The sequence below is a fragment of the Streptomyces sp. YPW6 genome (assembly GCF_018866325.1).
Classification (GTDB): Bacteria; Actinomycetota; Actinomycetes; order Streptomycetales; family Streptomycetaceae; genus Streptomyces.
The window spans coordinates 4,071,978-4,096,443 of sequence record NZ_CP076457.1; the positions used below are offsets into that span (position 1 = coordinate 4,071,978).

The following is a 24,466-nucleotide window of genomic DNA, read 5'->3' on the forward strand; positions in this document are numbered from 1 at the left end:
GTCCCTGTCCCAGTCCCGGTACCTGTGCTGGTTCTGGGGCCTCGGCTCGGTGCTCACCTGGTCGCTCCTCGGGGTCAGACATCGCGGCGCTTGAGTGTCAGCGCCGCCGCGGCCAGTGTCGTACCCGTCCACAGGGAGAGGGCGAGCAGGGCGGGGCCGGGGGAGATGGTGCCGGGGATGGGGGTGGCGGAGCCGAGGGCTCCGGCGGCCTGGGTGGGGAAGTACATGATCGCGCGCTCGACGATGCCGTACGGGAGCATCCCGAGGATCTCCGGCAGGATCATGATCCCGCCGATGAACGCGCCGATCGCGCCTGGCACGGAGCGCAGCAGTGCGCCGAGGCCGAGAGCGAGCAGGCCCAGCAGGGTGAGCGCTCCGGCGTTGCCCGTCAGGGCGCGTAGGACGCCCGGGTCGGTGAACGAGGCGGCCTGGTCGGTGTCCTGGAGGAACGCCTGCGCCGCGGCGAACGTGACCACCGCCGTGACGAGCATGACCGAGAAGACCGTGCCGGTGAAGACGGCGGCCTTGGCCCACAGGACGGGGAGCCGGGCGGGTACGGCGGTGAGGGAGGAGCGGATCATGCCGGTCGTGTACTCGCCGGCGGTCATGAGGATGCCCAGGACGACCAGGAAGATCTGGGCGAGCACGCTCCCGTACAGAGACAGGACGACCGTGTCGACGTCGGAGTCACCGCCGCCGGAGGTGTAGGTCGCGCCCATGATCAGGCCGACGCCGAGCACCATGACGACGGCCGCGATGACGGTGATCCAGGAGGAGCGCAGAGAACGGAGTTTGTGCCACTCCGCGTGCATGACGCGGCGCGGGGTGATGCGGTATGCCGAAGGGGCGGTGGGGTGAGTGGTCGTCATGCTGCTTCTCCGGTGGTCGGTGTCGTTCGGTGCAGTCGTTGTTGCAGTCGTTGCTGTTGCTGTTGCTGTTGTTGTCGGTGCGGCCGGTGCTCGACGGATTCCTGTGTGAGGTCCATGAACGCCTGCTCCAGCGACACGGTCTGTGGCGTGAGTTCGTGCAGGGTGAGCGCGTGCGTGGCGGCCACCCGTCCGATGTGTGCCGCGTCCACGCCTCGGATCAGGAGTTCGTGGGCTTCCGGGGTGGGGCCGGGGGCCGCGGTGACGGTCACGTTCGGGGCCGAGAGGCGGGCTTCCAGTTCCTCCGGCTGCGGGGTGACGACCCTGACGGACGCCCCGCCCGCCGAACGGATCAGCTCGGCCACCGTGGTGTCGGCGAGGAGTCTGCCGCGCCCGATGACGATCAGATGGTCTGCGGTGAGGGCCATCTCGCTCATCAGGTGGGAGGAGACGAGGACCGTACGGCCTTCGGCGGCGAGGGAGGTCAGGAGGGTACGGATCCACAGGACTCCCTCGGGGTCCAGGCCGTTGACCGGTTCGTCCAGGATGACGGTGGCGGGGTCGCCGAGCAGCGCGGCGGCGACGCCCAGTCGTTGGCCCATGCCGAGGGAGAAGCCTTTCACCCTGCGGTGGGCGGCGTCGGTCAGCCCGGCGAGGTCGATGACCTCCTCGACGCGGCGGCGTGGGATGCCGTGGGTGTGCGCGAGGGCCATCAGGTGGTGGAAGGCGGACCGGCCGGGGTGGACGGAGCGGGCCTCCAGCAGGGCGCCGACCTGGGTGAGGGGCGCGGGGTGGATGACGTAGGAGCGGCCGTTGACGGTGGAGCGGCCCCGCGTCGGGCTGTCCAGGCCGAGGAGCATGCGCATCGTGGTGGACTTGCCCGCGCCGTTGGGGCCGAGGAAGCCGGTGACTGTTCCGGGGCGGACGGTGAAGTCGAGATCCCGGACGACGGTTCTGTCGCCGTACCGCTTGGTGAGGCCGTGTGCTGTGATCATGCCGAGGACGCTACGGAGCCGGCCGCAGCCGGTCGTCCGACCGGGGGCGGGATGTGGGGGCGGGCGTAGTACCCGGGTACGACGGGGCGTGGGGGTGTGGCAGTGCTTTGCCGGGAGCCGGGAGCCGGGAGCCGGGAGCCGGGAGCCGGGAGCCGGGAGCCGGGAGCCGGGAGCCGGGAGCCGGGAGCCGGGAGCCGGGAGCTGGGAGCCGGGAGCTGGGAGCCGGGTGGGTGTTCGGTGTCTGGTGGTTCGTGTCGGTGCTGTGGATTACTCGGTTGAGCGTGGGACGCGTGCGGGTGAGGATCGCGGTATGGACTATGTGACGCGTGTGGTGCGGGCCGACGAATGGCCGCAGGTCAGGCAGTTGCGGTTGGACGCTCTGCAGGATCCGGCGGCCCCGGTGGCGTTTCTGGAGTCGTACGAGGACGCGGTGGCGAAGCCGGACGTGTTCTGGCAGCAGCGCGCCGCCGACGCCGCCGATGACGGACCCGGCCAGGTCCGCCAGTTCGTCGCGGAGTCGCCCGAGGGGGAGTGGGTGGGGTCGGTCACCGTACTCGTCGAGCTCGTCGACAGCCGGGACGACGAGGTGCGCTTCGGGGAGGCTCCATCGGTGGACCAGGCGCACCTGGTCGGTGTGTTCGTCCGGCCCGAGGTGCGGGGGACCGGGGTGACCGAGGCGTTGTTCCGCGAGGCCGTCGCGTGGGCCTGGTCGCTGTCAGCGCCCCGGATGGAGCGGGTGCGCCTCTATGTGAACGAGAAGAACCCGCGGGCCGCCGCGTTCTACCGGAAGTTCGGCTTCGTCCCGTCAGGGCAGCGGATTCCGGCTCCGGGTGACCGGGGTGAGCAGGAGGTGGAGTACGTCCTTGGGCGGGAGGGGTAGGCGCTGCCCTGGCCGGGGGTGTGGCGGGTGGCCGGCGGGCTGGGGGTCTCGGTCTTTCTCCCGCTGGGGTCTACCCGCCGTGTGTCCGTCCTCCTGGTTTGTCCGCCGTGTGTCCGTCCTCCTGGTCTGGCCAGCCTGTCCGGTCTGATTCCCGCTGGGTCAGCCGATGCCCGGGGCCGGGGCGTGCAGGGGTTCCCGCCAGCGGGCGCGCCCCTGTTCCCGGGAGCGGAGCAGCACCAGGGTCGGCATGCCCCGGATTTCGCCGGTCGCCAGCAGTTCCGGGAGCTGGGGAAGGGGCGCCACGGCCGCGACGTCGTCCAGGACGAGCGTCATTGGTGGGTCGAGCCGACCGTCGGTTGACCGTGCGGCCATGCGGCGGCCGTGCTCGACCACGTCTGCGGCGAGCGCGGTGAGGAGGGGCATCGCGCCCGGCTGTGAGCGGGGATCCTCGATGGGATCGCCCACCAGGTAGAGCGTTCCCCCTTCGCGGGCAAAAGATTCCAGCGCGGCCGCATCGGACCGGTTGGGCGTGCAGGCCTCCCGGATGTGCACCGAGGAGAGCGCCGAGAAAGCCCGTACGGTCAACTCCTGTGCCACTTCGCGCCGTTCCGGGTACGCCGTGAGTGCGGACTCCAGGAGTCCGGCGAGTCCCGACGCTGCCCCGGGGTGCGTCCGCAGGAGGCGTACCGCTTCGTGGGCTGCGGAACCGGAGGCCCAGCGGACCACCTGGCGGAACGGGCGGCCGTCCACCGCGGCTGCGTGCAGCCAGCACTGGAGGAGCGTCTGCGCCGTGTCCGCCATCGCCGCGTCGATCCTGGCCTGCGGGCGGACCGGGGCGAGCAGTGCGGCGGCGCGGACGGCGGCGGCGTCGGGGTGCTCGCAGCCTGCGGTGGGCGACCAGTGGAGGCGGGCGGGGGTGTCGCAGAGGTGGCCCGGGTCGTAGACGAGGACCGGGCCGAGTTTGGCCCGGGCGTCCTTCGTCTCGGCCCAGACCGTGGGGTCCGATGTGACGACCAGGGCGGGGCCTTCGGCGTCCTTGATCGCCTGCACGACGGTGGGGCGCCGGGTGGGGGCCGGGGCGTAGACGAGGAGAGGGGTGCGGGGGGAGGGGAGAAGCGCCGTGTTCGGCTCGGGGGGAGGGGGCGTTCCCTGGGCCGGGTGAGGGGGGATGGATGGGGGGTGGGGGACTGCTGGTGGGGGTGGTGCCGTTGGGGTTCCGGGGAGTGCTGGGGGCGCTGGGTGTGCTGGGGGTGTGGGTGCCTCGGCCTGTTTCGGTGGTTGTGCCTGTGGTTGTGCGTGGGCCTGTGTTTGTGCGGGGGCCTGGAGCCGTGCTTGTTCTTGACGGGGGGTCGTCTGTGCCGGCTTGTCCTGGGCGAGCGGTGGCTGGTGGGCCTCGACGGCCCGTTCCTCGCGGCGCCGTTCCCGTACGGCACGACCACGGGACACCACCCCGAGCGTGAACACCGTGAGGACCAGCAGCACCAGCAGTTCGCCGATGAACAGGCCCCAGAACAGGCCGTACCCCGAGAGCTGGGCCGGAGGTGTCTCCGGCCAGGCCGCGGTGAGGTCCTGGGGGGTGGCGGCCAGTTCGCGCAGGGCAAGCGGGGAGCGGATGAACGTCACGCCGTCCGGCCAGGCCCCGTGGGAGAGGAGACCGGCCAGGCCTGTGGCCGTCCACGTGACCAGGGTGGCCGCGAGGAGGAGGGCCAGGAGGCCGATCAGTAGGCCGTCCGGGATGCCCCCGCCGCCCCGGGACCGGCTGTCGTACCCGTTGTCGTGTCGGGCGGGACCGTTGCCCCGGCCCGGCGCCGGCTGCCGTGCCATGTCAGGCCACCGTGGACTCTGACGACTCGTTCGTCCGTTGCTGTTGCTCGATCCGGGCCGCCCGCTGCTCCGTCTCCCACTCGGCGGCGCGGATGTCATCGGGCAGCAGGTCGTCCGGGTCGGCGGCCGATCCCTCGGTCATGGCGCGGTCCGTGAAGACCAGGGGGCGTTCGGCCTCGGTGATCAGGTGCTTGACGACCTGCACGTTGCCGTTGACGTCCCAGACGGCGATGCCCGGGGTGAGCGTCGGGATGATCTCGACGGCCCACCGGGGCAGGCCGATCACCCGGCCCGTCGCTCTGGCCTCGTCCGTCTTCTGCGCGTAGATCGTGCGGGTGGAGGCCATCTTGAGGATGGCCGCCGCTTCCTTCGCCGCTGCCCCGTCCACCACGTCGCTGAGGTGGTGGACGACGGCGACGAACGAGAGTCCGAGGCGGCGGCCGAACTTCAGCAGGCGCTGGAAGAGCTGCGCGACGAAGGGGGAGTTGATGATGTGCCACGCCTCCTCGACCAGGAAGATGCGCTTCTTGCGGTCGGGCCGGATCCAGGTGTGCTCCAGCCAGACGCCGACGATCGCCATCAGGATGGGCATCGCGATCGAGTTGCGGTCGATGTGCGAGAGGTCGAAGACGATGAGGGGCGCGTCGAGATCGATGCCGACCGTGGTGGGCCCGTCGAACATGCCGCGCAGGTCGCCGTCGACGAGCCGGTCCAGGACGAGGGCGACGTCCAGGCCCCAGGCCCGTACATCGTCTATGTCGACGTTCATCGCCTCTGCCGATTCGGGCTTGGGGTGGCGGAGCTGCTCGACGATGTCCATCAGGACCGGCTGGCGGTCGGTGATGGTCGCGGTGACGTAGGCGTGGGCGACTTTGAGCGCGAAGCCGGAACGCTCGTCGAGGCCGTGGCCCATCGCGACTTCGATGATCGTGCGGAGCAGGGCGAGCTGGCCGGTGGTGGTGATGGAGGGGTCGAGGGGGTTGAGGCGGATGCCGCCGTTGAGGGCGGCGGTCGGGTCCAGGCGGATGGGAGTTATCCCCAGCTCCTGGGCGATGAGGTTCCACTCGCCGACGCCGTCCTCGCCCTGGGCGTCGAGGACGACGACCTGGCGGTCGCGGAAGCGGAGCTGGCGCAGGACGTAGGTCTTCTCCAGTGCCGACTTGCCGTTGCCGGACTCGCCGAGGACCAGCCAGTGCGGGGCGGGGAGCTGCTGACCGTACAGCTGGAAGGGGTCGTAGATGTAGCCCTTGCCGCTGTAGACCTCGCGGCCGATGATCACGCCGGAGTCGCCGAGGCCCGGCGCGGCGGTGGGGAGGTAGACGGCCTGGGCCTGGCCCGTGGACGTACGGACGGGGAGGCGGGTCGTCTCCACCTTGCCGAAGAGGAAGGAGGTGAAGGCATCCGACAATGCGGACAGGGGGTCACGCATGGTGGGGTGCCCTCTCTGGTTGGGGTGCTTCCTGCGGGTGGACGGTGGTGACGCGGCGAAGGACGTGGTGGCCGGGCGGGACGCGGGGGTGGTGTCAGCGGCGGATGCCGGTGGCGAACGGGAGCGTGTTCACGAAGGCGCGGTGGTGTTCGCGGTCGCACCACTCCAGCTTGAGATACGACTTGCCGGCCGAGGCGCGGATCGTGCGCTTGTCGCGGGCGAGGGCCTCGGGTGAGCGGGACGACACCGTGATGTACCCCACGAGGTTCACTCCGGCCGCACCGCTGGCGAGATCTTCACCCCGCTGGTCGAGCCGGCCGTGGGCGGCGATGTCGCGGGGGTCGACCGTGCGGTTCATCTTGGCCTGGCGGCTGGCCTCGGCGTCGTCGTTGGTCTTCTCGGTGAGCATGCGCTCGATGGCGATCTCGGTGGGTTCGAGGTCCATGCAGACGGCGACGGTGCGGATGACGTCGGGGGTGTGGACGAGCAGCGGGGCGAGGAAGTTGACGCCGACGGGGGTCATCGGCCACTCCTTCACCCAGGCCGTGGCGTGGCACCAGGGGGCACGGGTGGTGGACTCGCGGGTCTTGGCCTGGAGGAACGTGGGCTCGACCGCGTCCAGTTCGGCGGGCCAGGCGTTGCGCTTGGTCATGGCCTGGATGTGGTCGATGGGGTGGTCGGGGTCGTACATGGAATGGACGAGGGAGGCGACCCGGCTCTGGCCGAGCGGCTGGCGGACCCGGATGTCGGCCTCGGCGAGGCGGGCGCAGATGTCGGTGAGCTCGCGGGCCATGACGACGGCGAGGCCGGCGTCGCGGTCGAGCTTCCGGCCGCCGTGCGGGCGGGCGGCGCGGGCCATGGCGTTGGCCTCGGCGGCGAGCTCGCGGCTGTAGTGCATGCAGGCGACGAGGTACGCGCGGTGCTGCTCGCTGGAGGTGGAGACCATGGACTGGAGCTGATCGTAGGAGTCCTGCAGCCAGTGGGGGGCGCCCTTGTCGCCGCGCTGGGCGACGTCCTTGGCGTGGGCGTCGGGGTCGGCGGGGAGGGTGCGGGCGAGCATCTGGAGGCGGGTGACGAAGCCGTCGCCGTTGGCCACGTGCTTGAGGAGGGTGCCGAAGCGGTCGACGAGGGCTTCCTGGTCCTCGCTGTCGCGGAGGCCGACGCCGGGGCCCTCGATCTCGATGGCGGCGGTGACGGTGCGTCGGTCGGCGTGGAGGAGTACGGCGATCTCGTCGGGGCCGAAGGGAGCGGCGAGCCAGCTGATCCGGCCGATGCCGGGGGGCGGGCCGATTTCCACCTCGCGGCCGTCGGCGTGGACACCGGCCTCCATGGCGCCGGAGCGGTAGGCGGTGCCGCGGCGCAGGGAGCGCTTGAAGGTGCGGTTGATCTCGAACCACTTGTAGAAGGTGCGGCCCTTGTAGGGGACGTACACGATGGCGAGGGCCAGCATCGGGAAGCCGACGAGGCAGACGATGCGGAGGGAGAGGAGGGGGACGAGGAGTCCGCTCATCATGCCGAGGAACGCGCCGACGATGATCAGGGCGATCTCGCCGGTCTCGCGGTTCTTGCCGACGATCGCGTTCGGCCGGGCGCGGCCGATGAGATACGTGCGGCGGGGCGTCATCGTGTGGGACTGGGTCGTCAACGCCCTCCACCTCCTGTGCTCGAGTTACCTGTGGTGCCGAAGCCGCCTCCGCCTCGGGGGGAGCGGCTGCTGTGGGGGGTGGCGGAGGTGGGTGCGGAGCCGCTGCGGGGCGAGGGGGCGGCGGAGGGGACAGATCCGCCGCCGGCCCCGCCGCCGCCTCCGCTTCCGCCGGAGGTCCGGGAGCTGTGCGCGGCGACGCCGCCGCTGGCCGGGTTGGCGGGGCGGGCGCCGCCTCCGCCGCTGTTCTGGTCGTTGCGGCCGCTGTGGGTCTTGATGCCCTGGGAGACGAGGGCGGCGGGGGAGCTGATGAGGGCGGCGGCCTGGGAGCCGTCGGTGGCCTGCTTGCGGTTGGTGCGGGCGCCCTGGATCTCGTCGCCGAAGCCGGGGACGAAGCGGTAGATCATGGCGGAGGCGAAGATGGCCAGGAGGATGATGGAGAGGCCGGAGACGACGGCGGAGAAGGCGTCGGGGCCGTCGCCCGAGGAGAGTGCGCCGGCGAGGCCGAGGACGATGACGATGACCGGCTTGACCATGATCACCGCGATCATGATGCCGGCCCAGCGGCGGACGTGGCCCCACATGTTCTTGTCGACGAGTCCGGCGTAGACGACGATCCCGAGGAGCGCGCCGACGTAGAGCAGCGCGGCGCGGATGACGAGCTCCAGCCACAGGATGCCGGCGGCGAGGATCGAGACGAGCGAGACGACGATCAGCATGATGGGGCCGCCGCCGATGTCCTCGCCCTTCTTGAGCGCTTCGGCGAACGAGCCGAAGAAGACGTCGGTCTGGCCGCCGGTGGCGGAGGAGATGATCTCGGTGACGCCGTCGGTGGCGGAGACGATCGTGTAGAGGATCAGCGGGGTGAAGGCGGAGGCGAGGACGGTGAGCCAGAGGAAGCCGACGGCCTCGGAGATCGCGGTGGTGAGGGGGACGCCGCGGATGGCCCGCTTGGCGACCGCGAGGAGCCAGAGGACGAGGGTGAGGATGGTGGAGGCCGCGAAGATGACGGCGTACTGCTGGAGGAACTTCGGGTTCGTGAAGTCCACGTTGGCGGTGGAGTCGACGGCCTCGCTGAGCTTGCCGACGATCCAGGAGGCGGCGTCGGCGCAGCCTCGGGCCAGGGAGGAGAGGGGGTCGAGGGACTCCGCGGGGTCGGGAGATCCGGGGACGCTGCCGGGACTGCTCGCGCCGTCCCCTTCCTCGCAGAACTTCTTGACCTCGCCGAACAGCAGGCTGCAGTCTTCGTTGGCGCTCGGTGAAGGGGTCGGGGTCGGGCTCGGGGTCGGGGTCGGGTCCGCGGCGGCACGTCCGGCGAACGCCAGCGCGGCTGCCTGCAGTCCGATCAGCGAGGTCGCCACCGAACGGAAGCGGTACTTGGGGTCACCTGGCATAAGTGAAGCCTCCGTACTCTTCTACGGCCTTGCTGATCGTGTCGGACTTCGAAGCCGCGACATCGCCGGGGACGGGCGCCGGGCCGTCGCTCTCGGAGGCGCTGGTCACCTTCCAGTCACCGTCCGACCATGACAGGTCAGCGGTCCATGTCTTCCAGGTGGTGCTCACGGGCTTGGTGGAGTCCTCGCCGGACATGCCGAGGAGCCCGGTGTACCAGACGGCTACCTTGGCGGTGTCGTTCTCGAATGCCAGCACCTTCGTGCCCACCGGAACGGTCCGTGAGATGAAGGTGCTGCCCTGCGGGGCCTTGCCGTCGGGGTCGAGACCGAGGAGTGAGAGGAACTCGGCCGAGTAGGCCCGGTCCTGGGGCGACCGCAGTTCCTCCGCCGCCGCGGGGGAGTAGACGGTGTCGAGAATGCGGTGGCGGCTCTCCTTCGTGAACATCTCCGCCGAACCCAGCGCCACCGCGTAGTTCGCCGCCGCGCTCTGGGCCCCCTGCTCGTCGCGGGCGAAGCCGGAGGGGATCGTTCCGTTCTTGCCTTCGACGGGCTTGGTGCCGGTGGCCGCGGTGGGGGCGCTTCCCGCCGCCCTCGAACTCTTGCCGCCCGGGGACGCGTCGTCGTCGCTGCCACCGCCCCGGTTGGCGAAGGCGATGGCGGCGACGAGCAGGACGACGACGCCCGTGACCATCACGAGCGAGCGGGAGTTGCGGACAGGGCGGCGCGCGTGAGGGTCGCCCGGGTCTCCGTCGGGGAGACGGGTACGGGTCTGACGGGTGCCGCCGAGCGTGCTGTACGGGTCGTCACCGCGGCCCCCCTGATCCCTGCCGCGGTAGTCGTGCTCGTCACCGGGACTCATGCCGCGCTCGCCCCCTCGGTCGTGTGCGGATCCGCGCAGGCCGACGGTAGCTGTGCTGGGTGCCGCTCGAACGCGGTGTGGTGACTTGACATCAGGGAAACGCAACCTCAGCCGGTGGGCACGACGGACGGATGGTGGGGAGCGGGCGGGGACGGCCCGGTGGGAGTCGGCCGACGGTGGGTCAGACGGCCATTCCGTACACGATGGTGAACAGGGTTCCGAGGGAGCCGATGATGAAGACCCCTGTCAGGCCTGCCACGATCAGGCCCTTGCCCTGCTCCGCGCTGAAGGTGTCGCGCAGTGCCGTCGCTCCGATGCGCTGCTTCGCGGCACCCCAGATCGCGATGCCGAGGCAGAGCAGGATGGCGATGGCCATCACCACCTCGATCATGATGCGCGCCTCGTTTCCCAGCGTCCCGAACGGCCCCCAGTCCGGGGCGATTCCGCCGATGATGGTGGTGATGTCGCCCTTCTCTGCTGCCAGGATCATGTAAGTCACCGCCCCTGTTGGGTAGTTCGCCGCCCGTGCCGTCCGGCATGGGTCGCCTTCTATCTTCGCTGATGAAACCGTGCTCGCACGACGCCTTCCCGGGTCTCTTTACCCGGATCTCGCACGCTTGACCGGGGCGGCCGCCCTGACCTGCGGCTCGTCCACTCCTCGTGTGTATGACTGGTTACTCTGTGTATCACGGGCTGTGACCAGGAGCAACGACGGTGGCCATGGGTTCTGATGCGGTCGCAGCGTTCGCGGGGCACGGCGTGTTCGTATGCGCCGTTCGAGAGCCGTTGGTGCGCCGGTCGGCATCCCGTTCGATGCATCGCCCGTCGTGTGCGGGGGAACGGTGCGCCGGGTGCCGCCCGGTAGGTCCGGTCGGTCCGGTGGGGCCGGGAGCCGGGACCGGGCGCGGGGCTGGGGCGTGGAGCCGGGGCCCGGCCTGGGGTCGGGGTCGGGGGCGCCGCGGTGCGCCGGGGTGTGTGCCCGTGTCCGCCTCCCCCTTCGTTCGGGTGAACCGGGTCGGCTTCGCCGGAACGGGACCTCTCGTTGCCCCGGCCGGGAATCCCGGGGACCGGATGGGTCGGGCGCCGGGGCCACGCGTGCTGGTATCCGGCATGTCGCGTACGGCGGATTTGGCACAGTGCCGCTCCACGATCAGGAGAACGGGGTGAGCGGTGTGGGCGGAGTGACCGTGGCCGGGCAGCCGGATGATGCCCTGGAGCGGGCGGGGGCCGGGGCCGGACCGGCGGGTGCCGAAGGGTCTGCGGGTGCGTCGGCCGGACCGCGGGGTGTCGAAGGGGCGGTGGGTATGTCGGCCGAACCGCGGGTTTCCGCAGGATCGGGGGGCGAGGTCAGGACAGGGGATCTCCGGCACAGTCGTGGTCCGTGGCTGCGGGCCGCCGGTGGGGCCGACCAGCTGGTCACGCTCCTCGGCCCGGTGAAGGGTGAACTGGAGGTGGCGCACCAAGGCGTGACCGCCGGGGCCGGAGCGCTGTCCGCGCTGGCGGAACTGGCCGCTGTGCGGGCCTCGTGGGAGCGCCGGATTCAGGACGCGCGTCGGGAATGCGGGAGCCTCGGCGGGAAGATGCGTGCGGTCGTCCAGGTCCAGGCGCAGGCGAACGAGGCGGTGAGGAGCGGCTTCGACGGAGTGAGGACGCCCGGCGTCGGTGGTGTGCGGTGAGCGGGCGGAGCGGTGGGGGGATTTCCGTTCTGACCTGGTCGGCGTTACGTGAGGTGAAGTGTGCCGAACTGGAGCAGGCGGCGGACGGCTGGGGACGGGTCAGCAACCGGGCGGACGCGGCCCGCGACCGTATCGAGGGGCAGCTCCTGCCGGGGCTTCGCGATACGCAGAAGGGGGAGGCGCCGGACGCGGCCGTGAGAGGACTGCGGAGGCTGGGGAAGAACTTCCAGTACATCTACACCGAGTGCGGACTGCTGCGGACCACGCTGAACAGTCTCGCCCATGAGATCAAGACCCAGCAGCGGGTGTTGCAGGGGGCGCTGGACGATGCGGCGGCGTCGAGGTTCACGGTGCACGCGGATGGTTCGGTGACGTATCCGGCGGCGGGCGAGGGGGTGGTCGACGGGAAGCCGTTGGCGGGTGGGACGGTGTCGGGGGTCCCGAACCCGGGCATGGTCCCGTCTTCGGGGCTCGTCGCGCCCAACCCGAACGCGGGCAAGGCTCAGGACATCGCGGACCGGGTGGCCCAGGCGGTGCGGGCGGCGGCCGATGCGGACTGGCGGTACACCAGGATCCTGCGGTCGCTGAAGGCGCACGAGGGGCTGGGTGTTCCGGTGGCGACGTGGACCGACGCGGCGGCCGATGCCGCGGCGGTGCGGGCTGCGGCGCGCGGCTACCTGAGAGACGCGATCCCGCACGATGCGAGTCCGGCGGAACGCAAGGCATGGTGGGCCGGCCTGACGGACGAACAGCGCGAGGAGTACCTCGCGGTGTACCCGGACCGGATCGGCAACCTGGACGGGATTCCGGCCCTGGTCAGGGACGCGGCGAACCGGGACAACCTTCAGCTGCTGATGGGGAAGCTGTCGGGGCGGGACGACGACGATGCGGCGACCAAGCTCGCGGCGCTGCGGGAGATCGACCGGCAGCTGCGGGCGGGGCCGAAGGCGGGGGAGCCGCCGATGTACTTGCTCGGGATCGGGGATCAGGGGAACGGCCGGGCGATCGTGTCGTACGGGAATCCGGATACGGCGCGGAATGTGGCAGCTTATGTGCCGGGGTTGAATACTTCGTTGGACGAGGATTTTGCCGACGGGGATCTGAAGCGAGCGCGTGATCTTTCCATTACGGCGAATCGACACGGAGCACCGACTGCTGTGATCACTTGGCTCGGATATGACGCACCGCAGTCGCCGGACGGGCGTGGGAGCCTAGCTGTTGCTGGAGGGGGCAGGGCGAACGAAGGTGGCTTGGCTTTCCGTGAGTTCATGAACGGTATGCAAGTGGCCAATCAAAACGCGGATCCGCATATGACGGCCATTGGTCACTCTTATGGATCTCGGACGGTGGGTGCTGCTGCCCAGGGAGAAGGTGGTATTCCAGGTGTAGACGATATTGTTTTCGTCGGAAGCCCCGGCGTGGGCGTGAATAGTGCCGACGATCTGGGTGTCGGGAGGGAGCATGTGTTCGTTGGAGCGGCTGCCAACGACATCGTGACGAAAATGCCATCCCGGGAGGAGTTTGCGGTCGGGGCGGTGGGGACGTTATACGGCGGCCCTGCGGCTTCCTATGTCTTCGGCGACCTGGCCGACAGAGGGGACGATGACATCTGGTTCGGCAAGGACCCGGCCAGTGAAGCGTTCGGGGCAAGGCGTTTCGAGGTGGGGGATGGGCCACCTTTGATCGGACAGGGAAAGCTTAATGTCGATGCGCATTCGGAGTACTTCGATCCTGAAATCGACAGGGCGTCGGTCGAAAATATGGCACTGATCGCTGTGGGGCATGCGGAAAGAATCAAGAGGGAAGTGCCGCGTTGATGGCCCGATTTCAATCGATGGTTTCGCTTCTTCTGGTGAGCTTTCTGCTGGCGGGGTGCGCCGAGGGGCGGAGTGAAGGTATGGATATGCAGGATGCCGCTGAGCGCGCGGATGAGATGCTCGACCGTGTTCTGGGCGAAATCGAGCCAGGTGTGCGTTGGGTGCATGGCCCGACCACGACGGGGGGTTGCGTCGTCACTCGCAGGCGAACAGTCATGACAGTGGTGTCGCCCCAACGGCGAGGTAGCTTGCTAGGCGTGGTGGACAGGTTCTGGCGGAAGAGCGGCTACCGCGTGACAGCCGTCAACAGTCATGTCGACGCCCCCGCGATCTTCGTGCGGACTCGCGATGGATTTCAGGTAAGCCTGACTGTCGCCGACAAGGGCCAAGTGCACTTCGACGTCGACAGCCCCTGCGTCCGCCACTCCGAGGTGGCCGATTCCACCAGCCCGGCCACCGCGCATCTCGCCCCCGACGCGGAGTTCATCCCCCGCCCCAACATCCACTCCGAGTTCTGGTCGGCAACCGGGTCCTGATCTGGCCACGATGGCTCAACTTCACTGCCAACCAGGGGCTTTGAGCCCCGCATTGGGCCCTGGGGCCCATGTCGCCTCCCTCGTCCATGTGGTCGCATGCGCGGAGTGACTGAACCGTCGCCCGTTCCGCCCACTCACGAGGTAGGGGACTGCTCTTGTCCGGCATACGAAGAAGCGCGGTCCCTGTTGGCGTCGATGTAAGCGCTGCCGACGTGGATGCGGGCGGCCGGCTCATGCCCCGGCCGTTGCAGGCGGCCCTGATCCTGCTGCACGTTCTCTTCGTGGCCACCCTGGTGGGCGCTCTCCGGGCCCTGTCGACGGCTGCCTCGGTGGACGCGGTCGACGGGTATCTCCTCGGGTTGCTGCTGTACGCGTCCTTACCCGGGGTCGCCGTCTTCGTGCTGTCGCTCTACGTCCGTCGGGGCGGGGTTCGCGTCCGGTACGCGCTCCTCGGCGTGCTGGCCTGGGTCGCCCTCGGCGCCCTCACCGAGCTGGGCGGCGGGGCCGAGGGCTTGGGCGTCGCGCGGTTGGCCGTACCGCTGGCCGGCATCGTCCTGCTGTGCCGCCCGGAGAGCCGTCGCTGGTTCCGCAGCGGCCCGGAGCAGCGGGCCGGACAACGGGTGTTCAGCTTCGCCCGGATGATGAAGTTCCGGCGCGACGGCGGGCAGACCGCGCTGGAGTACCTCGGCCTCGTCCTGGTCGTCGTCGCGCTCGTCGGTGGGCTCATGGCCACGGGCACCGGTCAGCAGCTCACCGCGGAGATCCGCAGCGCGATCTGTGAACTGACCGGTAGTTCGTGCCCGGCTCCTGGCCGCGATGCCCTGGCCGGTGAAGGGATCGGTGACGGGGGCGCCGACGGTACCGCCGGCGGGCCCCATGACCCTGCGGGCGCTGGTGCCGACGGAGGCGGGGGCGAGGGTGAGGGTGAGGGCGATTCCAGCCTTACCGGTGGTGTCGGCAGCACCGGCACCGGGGGTGGGAACGGAACCAGTGACACCGGCGGGACCAGTGGTGCCACCGGAACCAGTGGCACCACCGGTCGCCCCGGTGACACCGCCACCACCGCCACCACCGGCACCACCGGAGCCCCCAACTCCGCAGGCCCCGCAGGCCCCGCAGGCACCACCGGAGCCCCCACCACCCCCACCACCCCCCAAGCCCGCACGCCCTTCCTCCAGCGCGACCCCATCACCACGGTCGACGCGAGTAGACCCGCAGGCCCCGACGGCGGCGGCTTCCTCGGTGGGTTTCTCGGGGACGGGCTGGGGGGCGATGTCCGCGGGGTCGTCGACGCCGTTCTGCGGCCGGGGGAGGCCGGGCGGCGCATCGCCGAGCAGTGGAGGCGGGACACCCGTGGCGCGGAGGGGAAGTGGGCGCGGGGCGACTACATCGGCGCGGCCTGGGACTGGAACAAGGCCGTCGGCGGGGCCGGCGCCGGGCTGGCGATCCCCGGGTCCGGGGCGCGGGTCGACGCCGAGGTGCGGGACGCCGAGCGCGCGCACCTGAGCGAGCGGATCCCGCGGAACGCCGCCCCCGCCCAGCGCAAGGCGTGGTGGGACGGGCTCTCGCCCGAGGAGCGGGAGCGGTACGTCGAGCTCGTCCCGGAGCTGATCGGCAATCTCGACGGCATTCCGGTCCTCGCCCGGGACGCCGCCAACCGCCGCAACCTTCCGGCGCTGATCGACGAGCTGGAGGGCGTCGACACCGACAAGGCCCGTGAGCAGCTGGCCGGGCTGCGCGAGATCGAACGGCAGCTGAACGGCGACAGCAAGCCGCCGATGTATCTCATCGGGATCGGGGACGAGGGGAACGGGCGGGCGATCGTGTCGTTCGGGAATCCTGATGCCTCGCAGCACGTGTCCGCCTATGTGCCGGGGCTCAACACCTCCCTCGACGAGGAGTTCGCCAAGAACGACCTCGGGCGCGCCCGGGACACCGCGATCGGGGCGCAGGGGTACGACACGTCGACGGCGTCGATCGTCTGGCTCGGGTACGACGCCCCGCAGCTGCCGGACCGGGACGGGGTGGCGGGTTACTTCGCCGTCATGGGCACCGGGCGTGCCGAGAAGGGCGGCGCGGCCTACCGCGACTTCATGGAAGGGATCCGGGTGACCAACCGGAACGAGGACCCGCACCTGACCGCCATCGGTCACTCCTACGGGTCCCGGACGGTGGGTGCGGCCGCGGCCCGGCCCGGGGGGATTCCCGGCGTCGACGACATCATCCTCGTCGGCAGTCCGGGGGTCGGCGTCGATCACGCCGTGGACCTCGGCGTCGGCAGCGAGCACGTCTTCGTGGGGGCCGCCGCCAACGACCCGGTGACCCAGCTGCCCTCGAAGACCCAGGTCGTGGTGGGCGGGCTCGGGCTGGCCCTGGGCGGACCCGGCGGGGCGTACGTCGCCGGCGATCTGGCCGATCCGGGTGACGACGACCTCTGGTTCGGGAAGGATCCCGCGAGCAAGGCGTTCGGGGCCCGGCGCTTCCCGGTGGCCGACGGGCCGCCGCTCGTCAGCGGGAGCGGCATCAGTCTGGACGCGCACTCGAACTACTTCAGCCCGGAACGCGACGCCGTGTCCGCGGACAGCATCGCCCTGATCGTGTCGGGCAACGCCGACCGGATCAAGATGGAGGAACCGAAGTGAGGCGTGCGAAGCGGGCCCTGCCCCCCGTCGCGGTGGTTCTGGTGCTGGTCCTCGGGGTTCCGCTGGCCGGGTGCGGGGGCGCGAGCGGCTCGCGGGGGGACGAGGTGAGCGCCGGGAAGGAGAGCGGGACGACGATGGACATGCAGGAGGCTGCCGAGCAGTCCGACGCCATGCTCGACGCCGTGCTGGAGGGCATCGATCCGGATGTGCGGTGGGCTCATGGTCCCACCACCACCCGGGCCTGCGGGGTGACCCGTCGGCGTACCGTCATGACCATCGTCTCCCCCGAACGCCGGCAGACGTTCCTGGACCGCGCCGAGACGTTCTGGCGGAAGAACGGCTACCGGATCAAGGCGGTCAACAAGGACGAGACGTTCCCGGCGGTCTACGCGGTCACCAGAAGCGGATTCGGTGTCAGCGTCTCCTTCCGGGGGAAGGGGCAGGCCTTCCTGGAGGCCGACAGTCCCTGTGTGCAGGAGTCGAAGGTCGCCGCCCCCACCGCCGAGCCGAACGGTCCCGCCTACGAGGACGTCTATCCGCTGCCCCGGCCCAACGTCCGGTCCGACTTCTGGTCCGGAGGAGAGGACTGACCGGACGTCAGCCCTGGTGCCGGTGAGCCGTCGACGCCCCCGTGTGCTTCGGGTGCGCCGGTGGTGTGCCGCGGATGACTCGTACACACCCTCGAAAACACTCCTGAAGCGCGTCCCGATGGGGGATGGTTGAGGGGTGCGGAAATTCTGGGTGTTCGGTGGCATCGGCGTCGGCATGGTCATGTGCTTCCTGGCGCTGCTCGTCGTCGGTACGTACTCGGCCGCCGCCGGGCTCGCCGGGGCGGGGGGCGGCGGTGCCGTCGCGCTGGCCAAGGGGGCGGTGCCCGCGCGCTTCCAGTCGCTGGTGCAGAAGTGGGGCAACCTCTGTCCCGCCATCAACCCGGCGCTGCTGGCCGCGCAGTTGTACCAGGAGAGCGGCTGGAACCCGCGGGCGCAGAGTCCCGCCGCCGCGCAGGGCATCGCCCAGTTCATCCCCGGCACCTGGGCCACGCACGGGATCGATGGCAACGGCGACGGCAAGCGGGACGTGTGGGACCCGGCCGACGCCATCCCCTCGGCCGCTTCGTACGACTGCGAGATCGCCGGGTACGTGAAGAAGGTGCCGGGCGACCCGACGAACAACATGCTCGCCGCGTACAACGCCGGCGCCTACGCGGTGATCAAGTACGGCGGTGTGCCTCCCTACAAGGAGACGCAGAACTACGTCAAGATCATTCGGTCCCTGGAGAAGAGCTTCGCCCGGCCCGTCGGCCGGGTCGCGCCCTCCCAGCAGGCCGCCGGGGCCATCTACTTCGCGCAGAAGAAGCTCGGCACGCCCTATCTGTGGGGTGGCAACGGTACGCCCGAGCAGCAGGGGCGGTTCGACTGTTCCGGGCTGACGCAGGCCGCGTACCGGACGGTGGGCATCGAGCTGCCGCGGGTCGCCAACGACCAGTACAACGCGGGGCCGCACCCCTCGCGGGACGAGTTGCTCCCGGGGGATCTGGTGTTCTTCTCCGACGACCTCACCAATTCGCGGGCCATCCGGCACGTCGGGCTGTACGTCGGGGGCGGCTATATGATCAATGCGCCGTTCACCGGGGCGGTCATCCGGTTCGACAAGATCGATACGCCGGACTACTTCGGTGCGACGCGGGTGACCAAGGACGGGGCCGCCGCCCTTCCGACCGATCTGCCCGCGGGGTGACGTACGTCTCGCGCGGGCTTCCGGAGCGGCGAAGGGTGCTGACGGGCAGTCGGCCCTGGCGGGAACTCTCTGTGAAGCCTGGGCCCTGAGCTGCGACGACGAGTCACTCTTCGATAACGTCATAGTGATCATTCGGTGGAGAGCGGAACGCACGCGCCGCCCAGGCCGTTCCCTGGACGGGAACGGGAACACCGCGCGCACCGGCCGTGCGTCCCCGTGGGGCAGTGGCACCGCGGGGTGCCGGCACGGCGACGCGGCACCGATGCGGTGCGGCGGTGCGGTGCAGTGCGGTAACGGATCGCATCGGACACGGGGGTTCGACCAGGGCGGCGCGCAAGGACGCGCGTCGCGGCAGAGAAGCAGACAAGGCAAGGGGCCGCAGCAGATGGCTGGACTCGAACTCGACGGGTCGAACCCGGACGTCAGTCTGCTCTACGACATCAACGGCCTCGCGAAGGCCGCTCCGACCTGGTTCGACCGGGTCATGGAGTACGTCGGCGAGTACGGGATCATGGTCGGTCTCGTTCTGGTGGGCCTGTGGTGCTGGTGGAGCATGCGAGGGCGCGGGACGGCCGACGACGCCGTGACGGCTGCCGCCGCCATCGTCTGGGCGCCGCTCTCCGCCGCCATCGCCATCCTCATCAACATCCCGATCCGCGGTTTCGTCGAACGGCCACGCCCCTTCAACGACCACGAGGGCCTGGAAGTCCTGATCCACGGCAAGACGGACTTCTCGTTCGTCAGCGACCACTCGACCCTGGCCATGGGCATCGCCGTCGGCATCTTCGTGGCGAACCGGAAGTTCGGCCTCTATGCGATCGGCCTCGCGCTCTTCGCCGGATTCAGCCGGGTCTACATGGGCGTCCACTACCCGACCGACGTGATCGGCGGATTCGCCCTCGGTACGGCCGTCACCCTCCTGCTGGCCCCGCCGGCCATGGCGCTGCTCACCCCGCTGATGGCGGCGGTCGCCCGCTCGCCGCGCGTGGGCTGGTTCGTCCGGTCGAAGAGCGCGGCCGTGGTGTACGCGGACGAGCGCGGCGAGGCGGCCGGCATCCCCGAGCCGCGGCCCGGCTCCCGGCGGGGCGACCCGGGGGAGAAGGACCTGGCCGCCTGACGGCCCCGGGGTCTCCTCCCCCTCCCGCCCGCTCCGCCCTCTCTCCCCCCAGGTGCCCCCGGCGCCTGGGGGTTCGTGCTGTACGGGGGCGGATCCGCGGGGTGGGTCAGGGGGCGGCGAGGTGTTCGGCGGCGTCGGTACGGGCCCGGTCCCGGGACCTGCGCGCGGGGCCCGACCAGCCGCAGCTGCAGCGGGCCAGGCAGAACGAGCCCCGTTCGACGGTGGTGGTGCTGTGTTCGGCCCGCGGGCCCGGAGCGGGAGCCTCCGGCAGCGGTTCCGCGAGGGCGGGGGAGGGCCGGACGGCGGTGCGCGGCGCGGCGGTGGTGCGGGCCGCTGCGGGGGAGTCCTCATGCACGCGTCCACGGTACTGGCCGCGGCCCCCCCCCGTGGCGTGACGGTGGACGGCGGCAGTCGTTATGCGGAGCGGGTCAGGGCTCGGCCGGGCGGCAGTCGTTGGGGGTTGGCAGGCGATGGTGGTGCAGCAGTACAGGGACGGAGGCGGGGCCCGCGCTGTCGGTGCCCTCGCCGTGGCCGGGGTGATCGCGGTCACCGCCGGGTGTCTCGGCGCGGACGGCGGCGCGGGCGACGGATCCGGGCGGCGTTCCGTGGCCGCCGACCGGCCGCTCGACCTGCTCGGGCGGGCGGCGGACGCCCTCGTCGAGGCGGGCGGCGCGGAGACCCGTACGTCGATGGAGACGGCGGCCGGCGGTACCCGGGTGACGATCCGGGGGCAGGGCGCGTACGACTTCCGCAAGCAGATGGGGCAGCTCCGGGTGGTGCTGCCCAAGGACGCCGCGGGCAAGGACGCCGCGGGCGCGCAGGGGCACCGGCCGATCACCGAGCTGCTGGCCCCCGGGGCGCTGTACATGAAGAACCGCGGCGCCGGGGTGCCCGACGACAAGTGGGTCAGGATCGACACGACCGGGCTGAAGGACGGCAACCTCGTCAGCGGCGGGGTCACCGACCCGATGGCGGCGGCCGAACTGCTGCGCGGCGCGGCCGATGTGACCTACGCGGGCACGAGCGAACTGGCCGGGGTGACCGTGCACCACTACCGGGGCGTCGCCGATCTGGGCCGGGCCGCCCGCGCCGCCTCGCCGCAGTCGCGCGGGGCGCTGAGCGCGGCGGCGAAAGGGTTCAGCAAGGACACCGTGCCCTTCGACGCCTACCTCGACGAGGACGGCCTGCTGCGGAAGGTCCGGCACCGCTTCACCTTCTCCTCCGACGCCCGGGGGCCGGAGGTGTCGGTGGTCTCGACGCTGCTGCTGTACGGGTTCGGGCTGCCGGTCACGGTGACGCTCCCGGACGAGGACGCCATCTACACCGGCGAGATCCGGCAGGGCTGAGGCGTGATCCGGCGGGGCTGAGGCAGATGCGGCGAGGCTGAGGCAGATTCGGCCGAGCGGAGGCGGGGCCGCCGGGGTCGCGGGAGGGGGCGCGGGCGACGGATCTCCGGCCGCCCGCGCCGCCGGTGTCTCCGGGGCGTCCGCCTTCGACCGGTCCGCGACCCGGCGGGGGAGGGGCGGCCACCGGGACGGGCCGGGGGTGGGGCCGGTTGGGAGGAGCCCAAAATGGTCCGTCCGTGCCATGCGCGGCACCCGTCGCTCTCCTTACGCTGGGGAGTCGGTGTGCCAGAGGCCGGTGACGGCCGGGAGGACGGCAGAGAGAGGTGACGCACGTGGTGACGCTCAGCGCTCCGAACGCTCAGGACTGTGTGGCCCTCGCCGAGATCGAGCTGTGCGGCGAGCTGATGATCGCCGCGTCGGCCGCGGGCGAGGAGCGCCTCAGCCCCGACCGTATCGACGAGGTGCTCGACGTCCGGGGTGCGCAGTCGTGGGCGGCGGTCCCCCGGCAGGCCGCCCGCCGGGGGTGACGCCCGCGCGGCCGCGTGTCACGTGCGGAGCAGGCGGGCGATCGCCTTCGTGGCCTCCTCGACCTTCGCGTCGATCTCCTCGCCGCCCTTGACGGCCGCGTCGGCGACGCAGTGGCGCAGGTGCTCCTCCAGGAGCTGGAGGGCGAAGGACTGCAGGGCCTTCGTGGACGCCGATACCTGGGTGAGTATGTCGATGCAGTAGACGTCCTCGTCGACCATGCGCTGCAGACCGCGGATCTGGCCCTCGATCCGGCGCAGGCGTTTGAGGTGCTCGTCCTTCTGGTGGTGGTAGCCGTGGATGCCGCGGTCGTGGTCCGTGACGATGTCCACAGGTGCGCTCGCCTGCGGGTCCGGTGCGGCGGCGCCCGCCGTTTCCGTCCCCGTGATTCCGGCCCCGGCCCCGGCTCCGGTCGTGGTCATCTGCGTCCTCCCGTTGTCCTGATATACCCCTGCCGGGTATATCGTAACGAATCCTGTCGAAACGTGACCGGGGGTCCGTGCTGATCGCCTTGTCCTATGGGCGACACTGAAGAACGCCGGTTAGCCGTGGCCGGATGATGCGCCTAGCATCAGCCTGACCGAATCCAAAGCATCCCGAGGACCCCACGTGCGCTTTCGTCTGACCCCCAGGGAGACGAGCTTCTACGACATGTTCTCCGCCTCCGCGGACAACATTGTCACGGGCTCGAAACTCCTGATGGAACTGCTCGGGGCGGATTCTGCCTCCCGAGTCGAGATCGCGGAGCGTATGCGGGCAGCGGAGCACGCGGGGGACGACGCGACCCACGCGATCTTCCACCAGCTGAACTCCTCCTTCATCACGCCCTTCGACCGCGAGGACATCTACAACCTGGCGTCCTCGCTCGACGACATCATGGACTTCATGGAGGAGGCCGTCGACCTGGTCGTCCTCTACCAGGTCCAGGAACTCCCCAAGGGCGTCGAGCAGCAGATCGAGGTGCTGGCCCGGGCGGCGGAGCTGACCGCCGAGGCCATGCCGGGGCTGCGGACCATGGACAACCTCACCGAGTACTGGATCGAGGTCAACCGTCTGGAGAACCAGGCCGACCAGATCCACCGCAAGCTGCTGGCCCACCTCTTCAACGGCAAGTACGACGCCATGGAGGTGCTGAAGCTCAAGCAGATCGTGGATGTGCTGGAGGAGGCGGCTGACGCGTTCGAGCACGTCGCGAACACCGTGGAGACCATCGCGGTCAAGGAGTCCTGAACCTCGTGGACACCTTTGCGCTGGTCGTGACCATCGGTGTCGCGCTCGGCTTCACGTATACGAACGGCTTCCACGACTCCGCGAACGCCATCGCCACCTCGGTCTCCACCCGGGCGCTGACCCCGCGTGCGGCCCTGGCCATGGCGGCGGTGATGAACCTGGCCGGCGCCTTCCTGGGCCAGGGGGTCGCCAAGACGGTCAGCGAGGGCCTCATCGCCACGCCCGTCGGGCAGAAGGGGATGGGCATCCTGTTCGCGGCGCTGGTCGGCGCGATCATCTGGAACCTGATCACCTGGTACTACGGTCTCCCCTCCTCGTCCTCGCACGCCCTGTTCGGCGGCATGGTCGGGGCGGCGCTGGCCGGCGGGACGGACGTCATCTGGACCGGGGTGCTGGAGAAGATCGTCATTCCGATGTTCCTCTCCCCGTTCATCGGCCTGATCTTCGGCTATCTGGTGATGGTCGGCATCATGTGGATATTCCGGAAGGCCAACCCGCACAAGGCCAAGCGCGGCTTCCGGATCGCGCAGACGGTCTCGGCGGCGGGCATGGCGCTCGGCCACGGCCTGCAGGACGCGCAGAAGACGATGGGCATCGTGGTGATGGCCCTGGTCATCGCCGACATCGAGGGCCCGAACGACGAGATCCCGGTCTGGGTCAAGATCGCCTGTGCCGTGATGCTCTCGCTCGGTACGTACGCGGGTGGCTGGCGCATCATGCGGACGCTCGGCCGCAAGATCATCGAGCTGGACCCGCCGCAGGGCTTCGCGGCGGAGACCACCGGCGCCTCGATCATGTTCGGCTCGGCGTTCCTCTTCCACGCGCCGATCTCGACCACGCACGTCATCACCTCCGCGATCATGGGTGTCGGCGCCACGAAGCGGGTCAACGCCGTGCGCTGGGGCGTCGCGAAGAACATCATCCTGGGCTGGTTCATCACCATGCCCGCCGCGGCGCTGGTCGCGGCCCTCAGCTACGGGGCGATCCTGCTGCTCTTCGGCTGACGCTCCCGGCCGCCGTTTCCGGCCGGATGGCGGAAACCGGCTGCTGACACGTGTGGGTCCGCCCCCGTACTCGTACGAGTACGGGGGCGGACCCTTTCGCCTTGTGGTGGCACCGCCATGCAGCACCGCAAGGCCGTATCGGGGGGCGAGGCGCCGGGCGGCTCAGCCGAAGCGGCCGGAGATGTAGTCCTCCGTGGCCTGGACCGACGGGTTGGAGAAGATCCGCTCCGTCTCGTCTATCTCGATGAGCCGGCCGGGCTTGCCGACCGCCGCGAGGTTGAAGAACGCGGTGCGGTCCGAGACGCGGGCCGCCTGCTGCATGTTGTGCGTCACGATGACGATCGTGAACCGCTCCTTCAGCTCGCCGATCAGGTCCTCGATGGCGAGGGTCGAGATCGGGTCGAGCGCCGAGCACGGCTCGTCCATCAGGAGGACCTGCGGTTCGACCGCGATGGCGCGGGCGATGCACAGACGCTGCTGCTGGCCGCCGGAGAGTCCGGAGCCGGGCTTGTTCAGCCGGTCCTTGACCTCGTTCCAGAGGTTCGCGCCGCGCAGGGACTTCTCGACGATGTCGTTCAGCTCGCTCTTGCGGTAGCTGCCGTTCAGCCGCAGGCCCGCCGCCACGTTGTCGAAGATCGACATGGTGGGGAAGGGGTTCGGGCGCTGGAAGACCATGCCGACCGTGCGGCGCACGGCGACCGGGTCGACGTTGGAGGCGTAGAGGTTCTCGTCGTCCAGCAGCACCTTGCCCTCGACGCGGCCGCCGGGGGTGACCTCGTGCATCCGGTTCAGGGTGCGCAGGAAGGTGGACTTGCCGCAGCCGGACGGGCCGATGAAGGCCGTCACCGAGCGGGGTTCCACGGTCATCGAGATGTCCTCGATGGCCTTGTGGCTGCCGTAGTAGGCGGTGAGGCCGCTGATGTCGATGCGCTTGGCCATGGGAATCA

General features: G+C 70.4%; 23 protein-coding genes. 12 read left to right on the forward strand and 11 right to left on the reverse strand.

Features of this window, described 5'->3' with window-relative positions; genetic code table 11:
- Positions 1–74: 74 nt before the first annotated feature.
- Complete coding sequence (locus tag KME66_RS18020) at positions 75–869, reverse strand: ABC transporter permease (RefSeq protein ID WP_216323722.1); 795 nt, start codon at positions 867–869, stop codon at positions 75–77.
- Positions 866–1,861, reverse strand: a complete 996-nt coding sequence (locus KME66_RS18025; RefSeq protein WP_253208386.1) for an ABC transporter ATP-binding protein — start codon at positions 1,859–1,861, stop codon at positions 866–868. Before KME66_RS18025 ends, KME66_RS18020 begins: the two co-directional genes overlap by 4 nt.
- Before the next feature lie 310 nt (positions 1,862–2,171).
- On the opposite strand from KME66_RS18025, the gene KME66_RS18030 reads away from it, so the two are divergent.
- Positions 2,172–2,741 carry a GNAT family N-acetyltransferase gene (locus KME66_RS18030; RefSeq protein ID WP_216323725.1) on the forward strand — a complete coding sequence of 190 codons (570 nt, stop codon included), beginning with the start codon at positions 2,172–2,174 and terminating at the stop codon, positions 2,739–2,741.
- 159 nt (positions 2,742–2,900) lie between these two features.
- Here the strand turns inward: KME66_RS18030 and KME66_RS18035 are convergent, their stop codons facing one another.
- The 6 genes from KME66_RS18035 to KME66_RS18060 all read right to left on the reverse strand — a co-directional run bounded on the left by KME66_RS18035 (position 2,901) and on the right by KME66_RS18060 (position 10,379).
- Positions 2,901–4,565, reverse strand: coding sequence for a type IV secretory system conjugative DNA transfer family protein (locus tag KME66_RS18035; protein ID WP_216323728.1), 1,665 nt, complete (start codon positions 4,563–4,565; stop codon positions 2,901–2,903).
- Position 4,566: 1 nt separating this feature from the next.
- Positions 4,567–5,994, reverse strand: a complete 1,428-nt coding sequence (locus tag KME66_RS18040; RefSeq protein ID WP_073226312.1) for an ATP-binding protein — start codon at positions 5,992–5,994, stop codon at positions 4,567–4,569.
- A gap of 94 nt (positions 5,995–6,088) precedes the next feature.
- A complete protein-coding gene (locus tag KME66_RS18045; protein ID WP_216323731.1) occupies positions 6,089–7,639 on the reverse strand; it encodes an SCO6880 family protein in 1,551 nt (516 codons plus the stop codon).
- Positions 7,636–9,030 (reverse strand): hypothetical protein, encoded by a 1,395-nt coding sequence (locus KME66_RS18050; RefSeq protein WP_216323734.1) that lies wholly within the window; start codon positions 9,028–9,030, stop codon positions 7,636–7,638. The genes KME66_RS18045 and KME66_RS18050 overlap by 4 nt, the downstream gene beginning before the upstream one ends.
- The gene (locus tag KME66_RS18055) at positions 9,020–9,889 is read right to left on the reverse strand and encodes a hypothetical protein (protein ID WP_216323737.1); all 870 of its coding nucleotides are present in this window, start codon (positions 9,887–9,889) and stop codon (positions 9,020–9,022) included. Before KME66_RS18055 ends, KME66_RS18050 begins: the two co-directional genes overlap by 11 nt.
- A 181-nt stretch (positions 9,890–10,070) precedes the next feature.
- Positions 10,071–10,379, reverse strand: coding sequence for a hypothetical protein (locus KME66_RS18060; protein ID WP_003968086.1), 309 nt, complete (start codon positions 10,377–10,379; stop codon positions 10,071–10,073).
- Positions 10,380–11,193: 814 nt separating this feature from the next.
- On the opposite strand from KME66_RS18060, the gene KME66_RS18065 reads away from it, so the two are divergent.
- The 7 genes from KME66_RS18065 to KME66_RS18095 all read left to right on the forward strand — a co-directional run bounded on the left by KME66_RS18065 (position 11,194) and on the right by KME66_RS18095 (position 19,414).
- On the forward strand, positions 11,194–11,565 hold the full coding sequence (locus KME66_RS18065) for a hypothetical protein (protein ID WP_253208387.1): 372 nt from the start codon (positions 11,194–11,196) through the stop codon (positions 11,563–11,565).
- The gene (locus KME66_RS18070; RefSeq protein ID WP_253208388.1) at positions 11,562–13,382 is read left to right on the forward strand and encodes an alpha/beta hydrolase; all 1,821 of its coding nucleotides are present in this window, start codon (positions 11,562–11,564) and stop codon (positions 13,380–13,382) included. Before KME66_RS18065 ends, KME66_RS18070 begins: the two co-directional genes overlap by 4 nt.
- A 257-nt stretch (positions 13,383–13,639) precedes the next feature.
- Entirely contained in the window at positions 13,640–13,918 is a 279-nt protein-coding gene (locus KME66_RS34565) for a hypothetical protein (protein ID WP_367303630.1), read from the forward strand.
- Positions 13,919–14,151: 233 nt separating this feature from the next.
- The gene (locus KME66_RS18080; RefSeq protein ID WP_216323746.1) at positions 14,152–16,560 is read left to right on the forward strand and encodes an alpha/beta hydrolase; all 2,409 of its coding nucleotides are present in this window, start codon (positions 14,152–14,154) and stop codon (positions 16,558–16,560) included.
- Positions 16,557–17,150, forward strand: coding sequence for a hypothetical protein (locus tag KME66_RS18085; RefSeq protein ID WP_216323749.1), 594 nt, complete (start codon positions 16,557–16,559; stop codon positions 17,148–17,150). The genes KME66_RS18080 and KME66_RS18085 overlap by 4 nt, the downstream gene beginning before the upstream one ends.
- A gap of 151 nt (positions 17,151–17,301) precedes the next feature.
- Entirely contained in the window at positions 17,302–18,297 is a 996-nt protein-coding gene (locus KME66_RS18090; RefSeq protein ID WP_073226286.1) for a bifunctional lytic transglycosylase/C40 family peptidase, read from the forward strand.
- A gap of 385 nt (positions 18,298–18,682) precedes the next feature.
- The gene (locus KME66_RS18095) at positions 18,683–19,414 is read left to right on the forward strand and encodes a phosphatase PAP2 family protein (RefSeq protein ID WP_073226282.1); all 732 of its coding nucleotides are present in this window, start codon (positions 18,683–18,685) and stop codon (positions 19,412–19,414) included.
- Positions 19,415–19,520: 106 nt separating this feature from the next.
- Here KME66_RS18095 and KME66_RS18100 read toward each other — a convergent pair whose 3' ends face one another.
- Positions 19,521–19,769 carry a hypothetical protein gene (locus KME66_RS18100; protein WP_216329821.1) on the reverse strand — a complete coding sequence of 83 codons (249 nt, stop codon included), beginning with the start codon at positions 19,767–19,769 and terminating at the stop codon, positions 19,521–19,523.
- Between the two features lie 115 nt (positions 19,770–19,884).
- Here KME66_RS18100 and KME66_RS18105 point away from each other — a divergent pair, with 115 nt between their 5' ends.
- Both KME66_RS18105 and KME66_RS18110 read left to right on the forward strand, forming a co-directional pair.
- Positions 19,885–20,760, forward strand: a complete 876-nt coding sequence (locus tag KME66_RS18105) for a hypothetical protein (RefSeq protein ID WP_073226274.1) — start codon at positions 19,885–19,887, stop codon at positions 20,758–20,760.
- Positions 20,761–21,083: 323 nt separating this feature from the next.
- Positions 21,084–21,287, forward strand: coding sequence for a hypothetical protein (locus KME66_RS18110; protein ID WP_073226270.1), 204 nt, complete (start codon positions 21,084–21,086; stop codon positions 21,285–21,287).
- Between the two features lie 18 nt (positions 21,288–21,305).
- On the opposite strand, the gene KME66_RS18115 is transcribed toward KME66_RS18110, so the two are convergent.
- Entirely contained in the window at positions 21,306–21,707 is a 402-nt protein-coding gene (locus tag KME66_RS18115) for a metal-sensitive transcriptional regulator (RefSeq protein ID WP_253208389.1), read from the reverse strand.
- Between the two features lie 187 nt (positions 21,708–21,894).
- On the opposite strand from KME66_RS18115, the gene KME66_RS18120 reads away from it, so the two are divergent.
- Both KME66_RS18120 and KME66_RS18125 read left to right on the forward strand, forming a co-directional pair.
- On the forward strand, positions 21,895–22,515 hold the full coding sequence (locus KME66_RS18120) for a DUF47 domain-containing protein (RefSeq protein ID WP_003968094.1): 621 nt from the start codon (positions 21,895–21,897) through the stop codon (positions 22,513–22,515).
- Positions 22,516–22,520: 5 nt separating this feature from the next.
- Complete coding sequence (locus KME66_RS18125; protein ID WP_073226262.1) at positions 22,521–23,519, forward strand: inorganic phosphate transporter; 999 nt, start codon at positions 22,521–22,523, stop codon at positions 23,517–23,519.
- A gap of 162 nt (positions 23,520–23,681) precedes the next feature.
- Here KME66_RS18125 and pstB read toward each other — a convergent pair whose 3' ends face one another.
- Positions 23,682–24,458 carry a phosphate ABC transporter ATP-binding protein PstB gene (pstB, locus tag KME66_RS18130; protein WP_073226258.1) on the reverse strand — a complete coding sequence of 259 codons (777 nt, stop codon included), beginning with the start codon at positions 24,456–24,458 and terminating at the stop codon, positions 23,682–23,684.
- Positions 24,459–24,466 lie beyond the last annotated feature (8 nt).

Bases quoted from the DNA above. Each gene is read 5' to 3' on its own strand.
- KME66_RS18020 (WP_216323722.1), bottom strand. From the start codon at position 869: ATGACGACCACTCACCCCACCGCCCCTTCGGCATACCGCATCACCCCG.
- KME66_RS18025 (WP_253208386.1), bottom strand. From the start codon at position 1,861: ATGATCACAGCACACGGCCTCACCAAGCGGTACGGCGACAGAACCGTC.
- KME66_RS18030 (WP_216323725.1), top strand. From the start codon at position 2,172: ATGGACTATGTGACGCGTGTGGTGCGGGCCGACGAATGGCCGCAGGTC.
- KME66_RS18035 (WP_216323728.1), bottom strand. From the start codon at position 4,565: ATGGCACGGCAGCCGGCGCCGGGCCGGGGCAACGGTCCCGCCCGACAC.
- KME66_RS18040 (WP_073226312.1), bottom strand. From the start codon at position 5,994: ATGCGTGACCCCCTGTCCGCATTGTCGGATGCCTTCACCTCCTTCCTC.
- KME66_RS18050 (WP_216323734.1), bottom strand. From the start codon at position 9,030: ATGCCAGGTGACCCCAAGTACCGCTTCCGTTCGGTGGCGACCTCGCTG.
- KME66_RS18055 (WP_216323737.1), bottom strand. From the start codon at position 9,889: ATGAGTCCCGGTGACGAGCACGACTACCGCGGCAGGGATCAGGGGGGC.
- KME66_RS18060 (WP_003968086.1), bottom strand. From the start codon at position 10,379: ATGATCCTGGCAGCAGAGAAGGGCGACATCACCACCATCATCGGCGGA.
- KME66_RS18065 (WP_253208387.1), top strand. From the start codon at position 11,194: ATGTCGGCCGAACCGCGGGTTTCCGCAGGATCGGGGGGCGAGGTCAGG.
- KME66_RS18080 (WP_216323746.1), top strand. From the start codon at position 14,152: ATGCCCCGGCCGTTGCAGGCGGCCCTGATCCTGCTGCACGTTCTCTTC.
- KME66_RS18095 (WP_073226282.1), top strand. From the start codon at position 18,683: ATGGCTGGACTCGAACTCGACGGGTCGAACCCGGACGTCAGTCTGCTC.
- KME66_RS18105 (WP_073226274.1), top strand. From the start codon at position 19,885: ATGGTGGTGCAGCAGTACAGGGACGGAGGCGGGGCCCGCGCTGTCGGT.
- KME66_RS18115 (WP_253208389.1), bottom strand. From the start codon at position 21,707: ATGACCACGACCGGAGCCGGGGCCGGGGCCGGAATCACGGGGACGGAA.
- pstB (WP_073226258.1), bottom strand. From the start codon at position 24,458: ATGGCCAAGCGCATCGACATCAGCGGCCTCACCGCCTACTACGGCAGC.